This is a genomic window from Rhizobacter fulvus (assembly GCF_964020785.1).
Genome location: NZ_OZ224516.1, coordinates 1,015,966 through 1,029,382 on the forward strand (window position 1 = coordinate 1,015,966; position 13,417 = coordinate 1,029,382).

A 13,417-nucleotide genomic window follows, 5' to 3' on the forward strand; every position below is an offset into this window, starting at 1 on the left:
TACCGGAGACACCGATGGCTTCCCCGCTCACGCTCGATCAACTGAACCGTGCCACGCCGGCCGAGTTCACCGCGGCCCTCGACGGCGTCTACGAACACTCGCCGTGGATCGCCGAGCAGGCCGCCGCGAAGCGCCCGTTCGCGACGCTGGCGCAGCTGAAGTACGCGCTCGTCACGGTGCTGCGCGAGGCCGGCGTCGACGAGCAGGTCGCGCTGATCCGCGCCCACCCGGAGCTGGCCGGCAAGGCGATGGTCGCCAAGACGCTGACGGCCGAGTCCACCGGCGAGCAGAGCCGCGCCGGCCTGACCGACTGCTCGCCGGACGAATTCGCGCGCATCCAGCACCTCAACGCCGCCTACAACGCCCGCTTCGGCTTCCCGTTCACGGTGGCGGTGCGCGGGCCGCGCGGCACCGGGCTGACGCGCGCCCGGATCATCGAGACCTTCGAGCGCCGGCTCGGCCACCACCCGGATTACGAACGCGAGGAGTGCATCCGCAACATCCACCGCATCGCCGAGATCCGGCTGAACGACAAGTTCGGCGTCGAGCCGACGCTGGGCAACCAGGCCTGGGACTGCGCCGAGATCCTCGCCCGTCACACCGACCCCGGCTACGCCGAGCGCGGCGAGCTCACCGTCACCTACCTGACCGACGCGCACCGCTCCTGCGCCGCGCAACTGCAGGCGTGGATGCGCGAGTGCGGCTTCGACGAGGTGACGATCGACGCGGTCGGCAACGTCGTCGGTGTCTACCACGGCACCGACCGCAAACGCCCGCGCCTGCTGACCGGCTCGCACTACGACACCGTGCGCAACGGCGGCAAGTACGACGGGCGCCTCGGCATCTTCGTGCCGATGATCTGCGTGCGCGAACTGCACCGGGCCGGCAAGCGCCTGCCGTACGGGCTCGAGGTCGTCGGTTTCGCGGAGGAGGAAGGCCAACGCTACAAGGCGACCTTCCTCGGCTCCGGCGCGCTCACCGGCCACTTCAACCCGGCCTGGCTCGACCAGCTCGACGCCGACGGCATCTCGATGCGCGACGCGATGCGCCACGCCGGCCTGCCCGCCACCCTGCCCGCGATCCGCGCGCTGCAGCGCGACCCGGCGCGCTACCAGGGCTTCGTCGAAGTCCACATCGAGCAGGGCCCGGTGCTGAATGCGCTCGACCTGCCGCTGGGCGTCGTCACCTCGATCAACGGCAGCGTGCGTTACCTCGGCGAGGTGATCGGGATGGCGAGCCACGCCGGCACCACGCCGATGGACTCCCGCCGCGACGCCGCCACCGCGGTCGCCGAGCTCGCGCTGTTCCTGGAACGGCGCGCGGCCGAGCAACCGAACCTGGTCGGCACGATGGGCATCCTGACCGTGCCGAACGGCTCGACCAACGTCGTGCCCGGACGCTGCCAGTTCACGCTCGACATCCGCGCCACCACCAACGAGGTGCGGGACGCCTGCGCCGACGACACGCTGGCCGCGCTGCGGGCGATCTGCGACCGGCGTGGCCTCTCGTATTCGATCGAGGAGACGATGCGGGCCGCCGCCGCCCCCAGCGACCCGTCCTGGCAGCGGCGCTGGGAACGCGCGGTCGAGGCCGCCGGGCTCCCGGTCTTCCTCATGCCCAGCGGCGCCGGCCACGACGCGATGAAGCTGCACGAGGCGATGCCGCAGGCGATGCTGTTCGTGCGCGGCCAGAACGCCGGCATCAGCCACAACCCGCTCGAATCGAGCACCAACGACGACATGCAGCTGGCGGTCGAGGCGTTCGCGCACCTGATGCAGCAGCTGACCGAAGGATGAACGACATGTACGAACAACTCGACGCGTGGATCGACGCGCATTTCGACGACGAGGTGAAATTCCTGCAGGCCCTGGTGCAGGTGCCGACCGACACGCCGCCCGGCAACAATGCACCGCATGCCGAGCGCACCGCGGAACTGCTGAAGGGCTTCGGTTTCCAGGCCGAGGCCTACCCCGTGCCCGCGGCGGATGTGCAAGCGTACGGCCTGACCTCGCTGACCAACCTGATCGTGCGCCGCCCCTACGCGGGCGGCGGCCGCACCGTGGCGCTGAACGCGCACGGCGATGTCGTGCCGCCCGGCGAAGGCTGGACCCACGGCCCCTACAGCGGCGAGATCGTCGACGGCAAGCTCTACGGCCGCGCCTCGGCCGTCAGCAAGAGCGATTTCGCGACCTACACCTTCGCGGTGCGCGCGCTCGAATCGCTGCATGCGCCGCTCAAGGGCGCGGTCGAGCTGCATTTCACCTACGACGAGGAATTCGGCGGCGAGCTCGGCCCCGGCTGGCTGCTGCGCAACAAGCTGACGAAGCCCGACCTGCTGCTCGCGGCGGGCTTCGCCTACCAGGTGGTCACGGCGCACAACGGCTGCCTGCAGATGGAGGTGACGGTGCACGGCAGGATGGCGCATGCCGCGATCCCCCACACCGGCGTCGACGCGCTGCAGGGCGCGGTCGCGATCCTGAACGCGCTGTACCACCAGAACACGCTCTACCGGCAGGTCACGTCGAAGGTGGAGGGCATCACCCACCCGTACCTGAACGTCGGCCGGATCGAGGGCGGCACCAACACCAACGTCGTGCCGGGCAAGGTCGTGCTCAGGCTCGATCGGCGGATGATCCCCGAGGAGAATCCGGCCGAGGTCGAGGCGACGATCCGCCAGGTGATCGCCGACGCCGCCGCGGCGCAGCCGGGCATCAGCGTCGAGATCAAGCGCCTGCTGCTCGCGAATTCGATGCGCCCGCTGCCCGGCAACGAGCCGCTGGTCGCGGCCTTGCAGAAGCACGGCGAGGCGGTGTTCGGCGAGCCGATCCCGACCTCGGGCACGCCGCTCTACACCGACGTGCGGCTGTACTGCGAGCAGGGGATCCCGGCGGCGATCTACGGCGCCGGGCCGCGCACCGTGTTCGAGTCGAACGCGAAGCGCGCCGACGAGCATCTGGTGCTCGAGGACCTGCGGCGCGCGACCAAGGTGGTCGCGCGCACGCTGTTCGATCTGCTTTCGAGCCGCTGACGGCTCAGGCGACCGTCGACACCTTCGCGCGGCGGCGCGCGCCCCAGCCGACCGCCACCAGGCCGATGGCCATCAGCGCATACGTCTCGGGCTCCGGCACCGGCACGGTGGCGGCGAACATCGCATTGGCGATCGCCAGGTGGGCGGCGGTCGTCGGGTGGATGCCGTCCCAGTAGGCGTACGTGCTGCAGTCGGCGCCGGCGACCGCGCCGCAGGCATCGGTGACGTTCGCCAGGCCGAACGCCCCCGGGTTCGCCGCCAGTTGGCCACCCAGTCCGAACAGGTCGAAAGTGCTCACGCCGACTTCGCCATTCAGCCGCGCCGCGAGCGCACCGTTCATCGCGCCTGCGAGGAACGACCCGAGCGAGGCGCCGCCGCCGGCCACCACCGCCGGCGCCAGGCCGAGGTTCGGGGCGTTCCAGACGACGATGTGCTGCGCGCCGGCCGCCTGCAGCTGGTCGACGATGAGGCCGATGTCGTTCGCGAAGCCGGCCGCCGCCGCGGCGATGGTCGTCGCCGCGTCCGCGCCGCCGCCGATCGCGGTCAGCGCCGCGCGCGCGTTGTTGCCGCCGCCGGCGACGACGTACAGCGCGTCGGCCTGCGCGGTGCCGCCGCTGGTCGCCAGGTACTGCGAAGTCTGGGTGCGCAGGCTGTACGGGAAGCCGCTCGGGTCCGGGCCGGTCGTCGCGCCGCCGAAGGCGTAGTCACCGCCGCCCGCCAGCGACGCCGTCAGCGGCACGCCCAGCAGGTTGGCGTAGTAGTTGGCCCAGACCGCGCCGTTGCTGTAGGTACCCGAGGCATAGGGCTGCGCCGGCACATAGCCGTTGTTCGGGATCGCCTGCGCGGCGTTGGTGCCGATCGCGAGGGCGTTGTTGCCGTCGTCGGACAGGCTGTCGCCGAACACGTAGAGCGCACCGAAGGGGCCGGCGTGTGCCGGCAGGCTCGCCAGCGTCGCCAGGGCGAGGGCGCCGGCGGTGACCAGCCTGCGGAAGGAAGAGCGGTTCATGGGTCTCCTGACGAGGGGTTGTGGTTGTCGGCCCAAATTAGCACGCGCTCCCGGCGCCGCCATCGGGGCCGGCCCGCCGCTCCCCCCGAAGCCGGGGGGTGGCGCGGGCTGCGGGTTCGTCTCGGGACGCGCACCTTCCGGGTGCGCACAGAATTTGCATGGTCCCCTGCCGTTGCCCGATTCACCCGCTGGAGCCCGCTTGAACCTCATCACCACCTCACCCCGCCGCGCCGTTTTCGCCGCCCTCGCGTTCGCGCTCACGCTCGCCGCCCTGCCCGCCCGCGCGCAGGACGTGCCCGTCAAGTTCCAGCTCGACTGGCGTTTCGAGGGCCCGGCCGCGCTGTTCCTGGTGCCGGAGGCCAAGGGCTACTTCAAGGCCGAGAAGCTGGCCGTGACGGTCGACGCCGGCAACGGCTCGGGCGGCACGGTGACGCGCGTCGCCTCCGGCGCCTACGACATGGGCTTCGCCGACCTGGCTGCGCTGATGGAGTTCCAGGCCAACAACCCGACCGCGCCGAAGCCGGTCGCGGTGATGATGGTCTACAACGACACGCCGGCCGCGGTGCTGGCGCTGAAGAAGTCCGGCATCAAGACCCCGGCCGACCTGAAGGGCAGGAAGCTAGGCGCGCCGGTGTTCGACGCCGGCCGCAAGGCCTGGCCGATCTTCGCCAAGGCCAACAGCGTGACCGACGTGACCTGGACGGCGATGGACCCGAGCCTGCGCGAGACGATGCTGGTGCGCGGCGACATCGACGCGATCACGGGCTTCTCGTTCACCTCGCTGCTCAACCTCGAGGCGCGCGGCGTCAAGACCGACGACATCGTGGTGCTGCCCTACCCGAGCTACGGCGTGAAGCTCTACGGCAACGCGATCATCGTTTCCGACGCCTTTCTCAAGAAGAACCCGGAGGCCGTGCGCGCCTTCCTGCGCGCATTCACCAAGGGCATGAAAGACGTGATCGCCGACCCGAAAGCGGCGGTCGCCACCGTGAAGGCGCGCGACGGCCTGGTCGACGCCGCGCTCGAGGAGCGCCGCCTCAAGCTCGCGCTCGATGCGACCGTGCTGACGCCGAACGCCAAGGCCGAGGGCTTCGGCAACATCTCGGCACCGCGGCTGAGCCTGATGGGCAGCCAAGTGTCCGACGCGTTCGCGACCAAGGCACGGGTCGACAGCGCGACGATCTGGAACGGTTCGTTCCTGCCGCCTGCCGCGGACCGGGACATCTTCAAGGTCGCGAAGAAGTAAGCGCGGCGATGGCGGCGTTCGTCGATTTCTCCGGAGTCTGGCTGGCCTACAACGAGGAGCTGCTCGCGAAGCGACAGTTCGCGGTCGAGGACATCTCGCTGAGCGTGGAGCGCGGCGAGTTCATCGCGATCGTCGGGCCGTCGGGCTGCGGCAAGTCGACCTTCATGAAGCTCGCGACCGGGCTGAAGATGCCGTCCAAGGGCCAGATCCTGATCGACGGCCGCGAGGTCAGCGGCCCGCTGAAGATCACCGGCATGGCGTTCCAGTCGTCGTCGCTGCTGCCGTGGCGCACGACGCTGGGCAACGTGCTGCTGCCGCTGGAGATCGTCGAGCCCTACCGCTCGTCGTTCCGCGAAAAGCGCGCCGAGTACGAGGAGAAGGGCCGCAAGCTGCTGCAGAGCGTCGGCCTCGGCGGCTACGAAGACAAGTTCCCATGGGAGCTCTCGGGCGGCATGCAGCAGCGCGCGTCGATCTGCCGCGCGCTGATCCACGAGCCGAAGATGCTGCTGCTCGACGAGCCGTTCGGAGCGCTCGACGCCTTCACCCGCGAGGAGCTGTGGTGCATCCTTCGCGACCTGCAGGCGGTGCAGCAGTTCAACGTGATCCTGGTGACGCACGACCTGCGGGAAGCGGTGTTCCTGGCCGACACCGTCTATGTGATGAGCCGGTCGCCGGGGCGCATCGTCGCGAAGCGTGCGATCGAACTGCCGCGGCCTCGTGAGCTCGAACTGACCTACACGAAGGAGTTCACCGACATCGTGCTCGAGCTGCGCGAGCACATCGGGGCGATTCGCAAGCCGTTGACTGGGGTGACGCCGGAGTTGGCGTCGTGATCGAGCTCGGCGCGTCGCGGCAGGCGGCACCCGTCAGGGGCTCATGGTGGGGCGGTCGCCGCTTCGCGACGACTCCGCTGCGGTGCTCACTTCGAGGTCGCGCCGCAGAACTCCCTCCGTTCGCTTCGCTCACTGCGCCCAAACAACCGCGGCGAGTCAGACAACGAAGCGCGCTGCGCGCGCCGACCTCGAAGCTCCGCTCCTCACCGCCCCACAAATCGCCCCTCCCGGGTACCGCCTGCCGCGAGGGCCACCACCGAGGCCTTTCCAACGAGACGCCACCTCGGTTGCCGCAAAGGCCCGAGCGGGTGGGCTGTGGAGCGCCTGGGAGGCGTCGAGCAGCGCAGAGCAGTCGCCGCGCAGCGGCGACCGCCTCCGTGGCGCGGAGCAGCCCACCCGCGCGCGCCTTTGCCGCCACAAAGTCGAGAAGGCAGACCACATGACGAGACAACAACAAGAACGCATCGCCCCCTGGGTGCTGCTCGTCATCGTGCTGATCCTGTGGGAGGCGATCTGCCGCGGCTTCGCGATCTCCGAATTCATCTTCCCGGCCCCCAGCGCCATCATCGCGAAGATCATCGAGCAGGGCCCGCTGATCGCGGCCCACGCGTGGCGCACGTTCTGGGTCACGATGGTCGGGTTCGGGATCTCGATCGTCGTCGGCGTGCTGCTGGGCTTCGTGATCGGCAGCTCGCGCATGGCCTATGCGGCGATGTACCCCCTGATGACCGGCTTCAACGCGCTGCCCAAGGCGGCGTTCGTGCCGATCCTGGTGGTGTGGTTCGGCATCGGTGTCGGCCCGGCGGTGCTGACCGCGTTCCTGATCTCGTTCTTCCCGATCACGGTCAACATCGCGACCGGCCTGGCGACGCTCGAACCCGAGCTCGAAGACGTGCTGCGCGTGCTCGGCGCGCGGCGCTGGGACGTGCTGGTCAAGGTCGGCCTGCCGCGCTCGATGCCGTACTTCTTCGCGTCGCTGAAGGTCGCGATCACGCTCGCGTTCGTCGGCACCACCGTGTCGGAGATGACGGCAGCGAACGAGGGCATCGGCTACCTGCTGATCTCGGCCGGCTCGTCGATGCAGATGGGGCTCGCGTTCGCCGGCCTGGTCGTCGTCGGCGCGATGGCGATGGCGATGTACGAGCTGTTCGCGGTGATCGAGAAGCGCACCACCGCCTGGGCGCACCGGGGCGCGCATTCCTGATGCAGACTTGAGGTTTCGCCAGCCCCCGCCCCCACCCGTGAACCCCACCCGACCGGCTCCCCCGGGCATCGACCCCACGCCGCAGCAGATGCAACGTCACCTGCGCACCGCGAACGCGATCGCCCGCCGCGCGCTGGAGAACGGCCACCACCCGTTCGGCGCCGTGCTGGTCGGCCCCGACCACGAGACGGTGCTCAGCGAACAGGGCAACGTCGACTCCGTCAACCACGCCGAGGCGGTGCTCGCACGCATGGCCTCGAAGGCCTTCACGACCGAGGAGCTGTGGGGCTGCACGCTCTACACGACCGTCGAGCCGTGTTGCATGTGCGCCGGCACGCAGTATTGGGCGCACATCGGACGGCTGGTCTACGGCATGGACGAGCGCCGCCTGCTCGACTTCACCGGCAACCACCCCGAGAACGCCACGCTCGACCTGCCCTGCCGCGCCGTGTTCGCCGCCGGCCAGAAGGACATCCGCGTCTGGGGCCCGGTGCCCGAAGTCGAGGCCGAGATCGCCGCGCTGCACGTCACGTTCTGGCAGCGCGACGCGGCTGCCTGATGCCGCACTGGCAAGGCGCGCTGACGCTGGCCTATCGGCGCGACGAACTGCGGGGCGCGCCGCGCACCGTGCTCCACGACCGCCACGACGGCCCGCTGCGCGTGCTCGCGAGCCTGTATCCGGAAGGCGATTCGATCTGCCACAACGTGCTCGTCCACCCGCCCGGCGGGCTGGTGGGAGGCGATGCACTGACCATCACCGTGACCCTGGGCGACGACGCGCACGCGCTGATCACGACACCCGGTGCGACCCGCTTCTACCGCAGCACCGGCGCTCCGTCGACCCAGACCTTGCACGCCACCGTGGCAGCCGGCGCCCGCCTCGAGTGGCTGCCGCTCGAGACCATCGCCTACAGCGGCTGCATCGCCGAGAACCTGATGCGCTTCGATCTCGCGCCGGGTGCCGAGATGATCGGCTGGGACCTGCTCGCGCTCGGCCTGCCCAACGCCGACCAGCCGTTCGTGCGCGGCCGCTTCACGCAGTCGCTCGCGCTGCCCGGGCGCTGGCTGGAACGCGGCGTGATCGACGCGGCGGATTCGCTGCTGCTCGACTCGCCGCTCGGCTGGGCCGGGCAACGCGTGCTCGGCACGGTCTGGTTCGCCGCCGGCGGCGCGCTCGCCGCGCCGCGCCGCGACGCGCTGCTCGAGGCCGCGCGCGCCGCCGCGTCGGCCGATCCGCTCGCGGCACGTGCGGGCGCGACCGCCGTGCACGACGGCATCGTCGTGCTGCGCGTGCTCGCGCCGCGGGTCGAGCCGGCGATGACGGTGCTGACCCGCATCCGCGCGGCCTGGCGCGAGCTGGCCTGGCAGTTGCCGGCGACGACGCCGCGGGTCTGGCGCACCTGAACGCGTCGTGATTTCGTGCGCGAACGGCGCACTCTGTTACCGGACGGCGCGCCCCGCCGCGCGCGGCCGCTCCCTAGACTTCCAGGCATGGACAAGCCCACCTCTTACGTCGTCCCCGGCGCGCTCGCGCTGCTGCTGTGGAGCGCTGCGGCGGCACACGCCGCCCAGCCGTGCCGCATCGACGGGCGCCTGGTGATCCGCTCCACGCCATGCCCGGTGGTGAAGGCCGTCGCTCCGACGAGCCGGCCCCCGGCGAGCGCGCTGGTGGCCGCGGCCGACGAGGCCGACGCCGACGCGCCGAAGAAGCGCACGATCGCCGAGATCATGCGCGAGCGCGAGGCCGACATCCGTCATCGCCCGGCCGCCGAACCCGTGCAGCGCGACGGCGCCAGCGTGCTGCGCGACCGGATGGGCGCGCTCTGACGCCCCGACCTCAGTCGTTCGCGAAGCTGTAGGGGCCGCCGCGCTCCAGCGCCTGCTTGTAGGCGGGGCGCGCGTGGATGCGCTTCAGGAAGGCCATCAGCTTCGGCCGTCTTGAATCAAGCCCGGCGCGCTGCGCCGCCGCCTCGACCGGGAAGCTCATCATCATGTCGGCGGCGCTGAACTCGGGGCCGGCGAACCACTCGCTGCGCCCGAGTTCCGCCTCCATGAAATCGAGCTGGCGCTTCAGGTTCGGCTCGACCATCGCGGCCAGCACCTTGTCCGAGATGCCGCGCGCGATCGGCTTCACGAAGAACGGCATGGGCGTGACCTTGATGCGCTCGAAGATCAGCTTCAGCAGCAGCGGCGGCATCGCCGACCCTTCGGCGAAATGCAGCCAGTAGGTCCAGCGCCGCTTCTCGGGCGTGTCGGCGGCGGGCACCAGGCGGCCCTGGCCGTAGCGCTCCAGCAGGTACTCGACGATCGCGCCGGTCTCGGCCACGGTCACGTCGCCGTCGGTGATCACCGGCGACTTGCCGAGCGGGTGCACCTTCAACAGCGCCGGTGGCGCGAGCATCGTCTTCGCGTCGCGTTCGTACTTCTGGATCTCGTACGGCACGCCGAGCTCCTCGAGCAGCCACAGCACGCGCTGCGAGCGCGAGTTGTTCAGGTGGTGGACGGTCAGCATGGGGCGAGGCACTCCGGTTTTCAACTGGTCGGGATTGTGACCGGGCCGCTGGCGCCGTGCCCGCGGTATTCTCGGCCCCCATGTATGCGCCCTTTTTCGGTCTGAAGCACGAGCCGTTCTCGATCGCGCCGGACCCGCGCTACCTGTTCATGAGCGAGCGCCATCGCGAGGCGCTGGCGCACCTGCTGTACGGCGTGAACGGCGGCGGCGGCTTCGTCCTGCTGAGCGGCGAAATCGGCGCGGGCAAGACCACGGTGTGCCGCTGCTTCCTCGAACAGATCCCGCGGCGCACCAACGTCGCCTACATCTTCAACCCGAAGCTCACGGTGCCCGAGCTGCTGCAGTCGGTGTGCGAGGAGTTCGGCATCCCGAAGCCGGCGCCGGCGCACGGCGGCGAACCTACCGTCAAGGACTACCTCGATCCGCTCAACGAGTTCCTGCTCAAGACCCATGCGGTCGGGCAGAACAACGTGCTGATCATCGACGAGGCGCAGATGCTCTCGGCCGAGGTGCTGGAGCAGCTGCGCCTGCTGACCAACCTCGAGACCAACGAGCGCAAGCTGCTGCAGATCATCCTGATCGGCCAGCCCGAACTGCGCGACCTGCTGGCCAAGCCGGAGCTCGAGCAGCTCGCGCAGCGCGTGATCGCGCGCTACCACCTCGGCGCACTGACCGAGGACGAGACCGAGCGCTACATCCGCCACCGCCTGTCGGTCGCCGGCATGACGGTGGCGATGCCGTTCGACGCCAAGTCGATGCAGCGCATCCACGAACTCTCGCGCGGCGTGCCGCGGCGCATCAACCTGCTGTGCGACCGCGCGCTGTTGGGCGCGTACGCCAGCGGCAAGGGCCAGGTCGACCGCGCGATCGTCGACAAGGCCGCCGCCGAGGTGTTCGACAGGGACGGCGCCGGCCTGCGCGCCCACCTGCCCGCGAACCGGCGCCAGTTCTGGAACACGGCCGCGCTGGTCGGCGCCGGCGCGGCGGTGATCGCGCTGGTCGTGTCCTTCGGCTGGCCGCGCGGCGAGTCGACTGCCGTCACGGCCGCGCCGTCCGCATCGGCCGCCTCTGCCGCGGCGCGTCTCGCGGCGGCCGGCGCCTCCGCGGCCGCCAGCGCGGCGCCGGCTGACGGCGCGGCCCAGGGGTTCCTGACCGCCGCGGAATTGCCGCAACGATTCAAGACCCTGACGCGCGACGAGCGCGACGCCTGGCGGCAGCTGGCGCCCGCCTGGAAAGTCACGCTCGAGGACGGCGAGCCGTGCACGGTGGCGCAGCGCAGCCAGCTGCAGTGCTTCCGCAGCGCGAACAGCACGCTCGCGCTGATCCGCCAGCTCGATCGCCCCGGCATCGTGACGCTGCGCGACGAGGCCGACCGCCCCGTGTATGCGCTGCTGACCGGCCTGGGCAACGACACCGCGACGCTGCGCATCGGCGAGACCGCCCAGACGATCAAGCTGGTTTCGCTAGCCAGCCTGTGGCGCGGCGATTTCGCGACCTTCTGGCGCGTGCCGGTCGGCATGACCGGCAAGGTGATCGACGCCGGTTCCGGTGCGCCGGCCGCCGGCGTCGCGCGTCAGCTCGCGGCGCTCAACGGCCTGCCGGTCGCGGCCAGCGATTCGGAGTGGAAGTCGCAGGTCTCCGCCTTCCAGCTCGCCCAGGGCCTCAAGGCCGACGGCATCGCCGGTCCGACCACCTTCATGCAGCTCAACCGCGCGACCGGCGTCGACGAACCGCGCCTGCGCGGCGCCGCCCCGACGCCCTGAGGATCACTCGCCATGTCCTACATCCTCGATGCGCTGCGCAAGGCCGATGCCGAGCGCGAACGCGGCCATGTGCCGGGCATCCATGCGCAGCCGGCGTTCGGCAGTCCGGCGCCGGCACCGGCGCGTGCCGCCGCGACGCCGTGGGGCTGGATCGGCGCGGGCGTCGTGATCTTGGTTCTGCTCGCCGCGCTGGCGTGGTCGCTGCTGCGTGGCGCGCCGCGCGAGGTGGTAGCGCAGGCGCCGGTGGGTCCGGCCGTGGCCCCGACGCCGAGCGCGGTTGCGCCCACGGCGCCCTCATCCGCGACGACCATGGCCGCCGTGCCTGCGCCGGCGGCAGTCACCCAGACGGCACCCGCACGCCCCGCACCGGCACTGGCCAAACCCGCGCCAGCCCCGGCGCCGGTGGCGCGCGCACCGAAGCCGGCGGTGGCCAGGCCGTCACCGGCCACCCCTGCAGCGGCGGAGACGGGCGCAGCCCAGGCCGCACCTGCCGCCGCGACAGCGGCGTCGGCCAACCGCGTCTATGCGGTCAACGAGCTGCCGGACGACATCCGCCGCCAGCTGCCGGTGATCACGGTGGGCGGCTCGATGTACTCATCGACGCCCGGCAACCGCATCCTGATCGTGAACGGCCAGGTGCTGCACGAGGGCGACCGCATCGGGCCGGAGCTGGTGCTGAGCCAGATCAAGGTCAAGGCCGCGGTGCTCGCGTTCCGCGGCTACCGCTACGAGATCGCGTTCTGAGCCGCTGCGCTCAGATCGACATCAGCGCGCGCACGCCCTCGGCTTCCATGTCGGCGCCGCGGCCGCGCTGGATGATCTCGCCGCGCTCCATCACGATGTACTGGTCGGCGAGTTCGGCGGCGAAGTCGTAGAACTGCTCGACCAGCACGATCGCCATCTTCTGCCCTCCGCTCATGCCGCGGTCGGCGAGCATGCGGATCACGCGGCCGATGTCCTTGATGATCGACGGCTGGATGCCCTCGGTCGGCTCGTCGAGGATCAACAGCTTCGGCCCCGCGGCCAGCGCCCGAGCGATCGCCAGTTGTTGCTGCTGGCCGCCGGACAGGTCGCCGCCGCGCCGGTTGATCATCTGCTTGAGCACCGGGAACAGCTCGAACAGCTCGGCCGGGATCGGCGTCGAGCCGCTCTTGTAGGCCAGCCCCATGCGAAGGTTCTCCTGCACGGTGAGCCGGCCGAAGATCTCGCGACCCTGCGGCACGTAGCCGATGCCCTTGCGCACGCGCTCGTAGGGCGTGTCCTTGGTGATCGGCGCGCCGTCGAGGCTGATCGCTCCGGTCTTCACGGGCACGACGCCCATCATGCTTTTCAGCAGCGTCGTCTTGCCGACGCCGTTGCGGCCGAGGATCACCGTGACCTCGCCGACCTTCGCTTCCATGCTCAGGTTGCGCAGGATGTGCGAGCCGCCGTAGTACTGGTTGATGCCTTCGACTTTCAGCACGCTGCTTGTCCCGGTTCTGTTGGAGCGGCAAAGGCGCGCCCGGGTGGGCTGCGCAGCGCCACGGAGGCGGTCGCAGCTTCGCTGCGACTGCTCTGCGCTGCTCGGGCGCGTGGCCTCCTCGCCAACTCACTTCGCGAACTGCGTTCGCTTCGTTCAGACAGGCGCTCGGAAGTCAGACAACAAGCGCGCTGCGCGCGCGGCCACACGCCCTGCGCTGCTCGACGCCTCCCAGGCGTTGCGCAGCCCACCCGGGCGCGCCTTTGCTGCAACCGTCGGGGCGTTTCAGGCGAAGTGCTCAGGTGGTGGGAGTCGCGGCAGGCGGCACCCGGCAGGGGCGATTTGGGTGGCGGTGAGGAGCGCAGC

General features: G+C 70.6%; 13 protein-coding genes. 10 read left to right on the forward strand and 3 right to left on the reverse strand.

Annotated features, from left to right (window positions below):
* Positions 1-14 precede the first annotated feature (14 nt).
* Both uraD and ACWH49_RS04940 read left to right on the forward strand, forming a co-directional pair.
* Complete coding sequence (gene uraD / locus ACWH49_RS04935) at positions 15-1,796, forward strand: 2-oxo-4-hydroxy-4-carboxy-5-ureidoimidazoline decarboxylase (RefSeq protein ID WP_448170447.1); 1,782 nt, start codon at positions 15-17, stop codon at positions 1,794-1,796.
* A 5-nt stretch (positions 1,797-1,801) separates the two neighbouring features.
* A complete protein-coding gene (locus ACWH49_RS04940) occupies positions 1,802-3,028 on the forward strand; it encodes a M20 family metallopeptidase (RefSeq protein WP_448170448.1) in 1,227 nt (408 codons plus the stop codon).
* A gap of 4 nt (positions 3,029-3,032) precedes the next feature.
* Here ACWH49_RS04940 and ACWH49_RS04945 read toward each other — a convergent pair whose 3' ends face one another.
* Positions 3,033-4,034 (reverse strand): SGNH/GDSL hydrolase family protein, encoded by a 1,002-nt coding sequence (locus tag ACWH49_RS04945; RefSeq protein ID WP_448170449.1) that lies wholly within the window; start codon positions 4,032-4,034, stop codon positions 3,033-3,035.
* A gap of 208 nt (positions 4,035-4,242) precedes the next feature.
* Here ACWH49_RS04945 and ACWH49_RS04950 point away from each other — a divergent pair, with 208 nt between their 5' ends.
* The 6 genes from ACWH49_RS04950 (at position 4,243) to ACWH49_RS04975 (ending at position 9,144) form a co-directional block, all read left to right on the forward strand.
* Positions 4,243-5,280 carry an ABC transporter substrate-binding protein gene (locus ACWH49_RS04950; protein ID WP_448174307.1) on the forward strand — a complete coding sequence of 346 codons (1,038 nt, stop codon included), beginning with the start codon at positions 4,243-4,245 and terminating at the stop codon, positions 5,278-5,280.
* Positions 5,281-5,288: 8 nt separating this feature from the next.
* Complete coding sequence (locus tag ACWH49_RS04955; RefSeq protein ID WP_448170450.1) at positions 5,289-6,113, forward strand: ABC transporter ATP-binding protein; 825 nt, start codon at positions 5,289-5,291, stop codon at positions 6,111-6,113.
* 439 nt (positions 6,114-6,552) lie between these two features.
* Entirely contained in the window at positions 6,553-7,317 is a 765-nt protein-coding gene (locus ACWH49_RS04960; RefSeq protein WP_448170451.1) for an ABC transporter permease, read from the forward strand.
* Positions 7,318-7,405: 88 nt separating this feature from the next.
* A complete protein-coding gene (locus ACWH49_RS04965) occupies positions 7,406-7,876 on the forward strand; it encodes a nucleoside deaminase (RefSeq protein ID WP_056464979.1) in 471 nt (156 codons plus the stop codon).
* A complete protein-coding gene (locus tag ACWH49_RS04970) occupies positions 7,876-8,721 on the forward strand; it encodes an urease accessory protein UreD (protein ID WP_448170452.1) in 846 nt (281 codons plus the stop codon). Before ACWH49_RS04965 ends, ACWH49_RS04970 begins: the two co-directional genes overlap by 1 nt.
* Positions 8,722-8,808: 87 nt before the next feature.
* A complete protein-coding gene (locus ACWH49_RS04975) occupies positions 8,809-9,144 on the forward strand; it encodes a hypothetical protein (protein ID WP_448170453.1) in 336 nt (111 codons plus the stop codon).
* Between the two features lie 10 nt (positions 9,145-9,154).
* On the opposite strand, the gene ACWH49_RS04980 is transcribed toward ACWH49_RS04975, so the two are convergent.
* A complete protein-coding gene (locus ACWH49_RS04980; RefSeq protein ID WP_448170454.1) occupies positions 9,155-9,829 on the reverse strand; it encodes a glutathione S-transferase family protein in 675 nt (224 codons plus the stop codon).
* Between the two features lie 80 nt (positions 9,830-9,909).
* On the opposite strand from ACWH49_RS04980, the gene ACWH49_RS04985 reads away from it, so the two are divergent.
* Both ACWH49_RS04985 and ACWH49_RS04990 read left to right on the forward strand, forming a co-directional pair.
* Positions 9,910-11,592 carry an ExeA family protein gene (locus tag ACWH49_RS04985; protein WP_448170455.1) on the forward strand — a complete coding sequence of 561 codons (1,683 nt, stop codon included), beginning with the start codon at positions 9,910-9,912 and terminating at the stop codon, positions 11,590-11,592.
* Between the two features lie 12 nt (positions 11,593-11,604).
* Positions 11,605-12,336: a general secretion pathway protein GspB gene (locus tag ACWH49_RS04990; protein WP_448170456.1), complete on the forward strand. Its 732-nt coding sequence runs from the start codon at positions 11,605-11,607 to the stop codon at positions 12,334-12,336.
* Between the two features lie 10 nt (positions 12,337-12,346).
* Here ACWH49_RS04990 and urtE read toward each other — a convergent pair whose 3' ends face one another.
* Complete coding sequence (gene urtE / locus ACWH49_RS04995) at positions 12,347-13,054, reverse strand: urea ABC transporter ATP-binding subunit UrtE (RefSeq protein ID WP_448170457.1); 708 nt, start codon at positions 13,052-13,054, stop codon at positions 12,347-12,349.
* Between the last annotated feature and the right edge of the window lie 363 nt (positions 13,055-13,417).

Coding starts and splice junctions, on each gene's coding strand:
- ACWH49_RS04980 (WP_448170454.1), bottom strand. CDS start 9,829: ATGCTGACCGTCCACCACCTGAACAACTCGCGCTCGCAGCGCGTGCTG.
- ACWH49_RS04990 (WP_448170456.1), top strand. CDS start 11,605: ATGTCCTACATCCTCGATGCGCTGCGCAAGGCCGATGCCGAGCGCGAA.
- ACWH49_RS04970 (WP_448170452.1), top strand. CDS start 7,876: ATGCCGCACTGGCAAGGCGCGCTGACGCTGGCCTATCGGCGCGACGAA.
- uraD (WP_448170447.1), top strand. CDS start 15: ATGGCTTCCCCGCTCACGCTCGATCAACTGAACCGTGCCACGCCGGCC.
- ACWH49_RS04955 (WP_448170450.1), top strand. CDS start 5,289: ATGGCGGCGTTCGTCGATTTCTCCGGAGTCTGGCTGGCCTACAACGAG.
- ACWH49_RS04965 (WP_056464979.1), top strand. CDS start 7,406: ATGCAACGTCACCTGCGCACCGCGAACGCGATCGCCCGCCGCGCGCTG.
- ACWH49_RS04975 (WP_448170453.1), top strand. CDS start 8,809: ATGGACAAGCCCACCTCTTACGTCGTCCCCGGCGCGCTCGCGCTGCTG.
- ACWH49_RS04945 (WP_448170449.1), bottom strand. CDS start 4,034: ATGAACCGCTCTTCCTTCCGCAGGCTGGTCACCGCCGGCGCCCTCGCC.
- ACWH49_RS04985 (WP_448170455.1), top strand. CDS start 9,910: ATGTATGCGCCCTTTTTCGGTCTGAAGCACGAGCCGTTCTCGATCGCG.
- ACWH49_RS04960 (WP_448170451.1), top strand. CDS start 6,553: ATGACGAGACAACAACAAGAACGCATCGCCCCCTGGGTGCTGCTCGTC.
- ACWH49_RS04940 (WP_448170448.1), top strand. CDS start 1,802: ATGTACGAACAACTCGACGCGTGGATCGACGCGCATTTCGACGACGAG.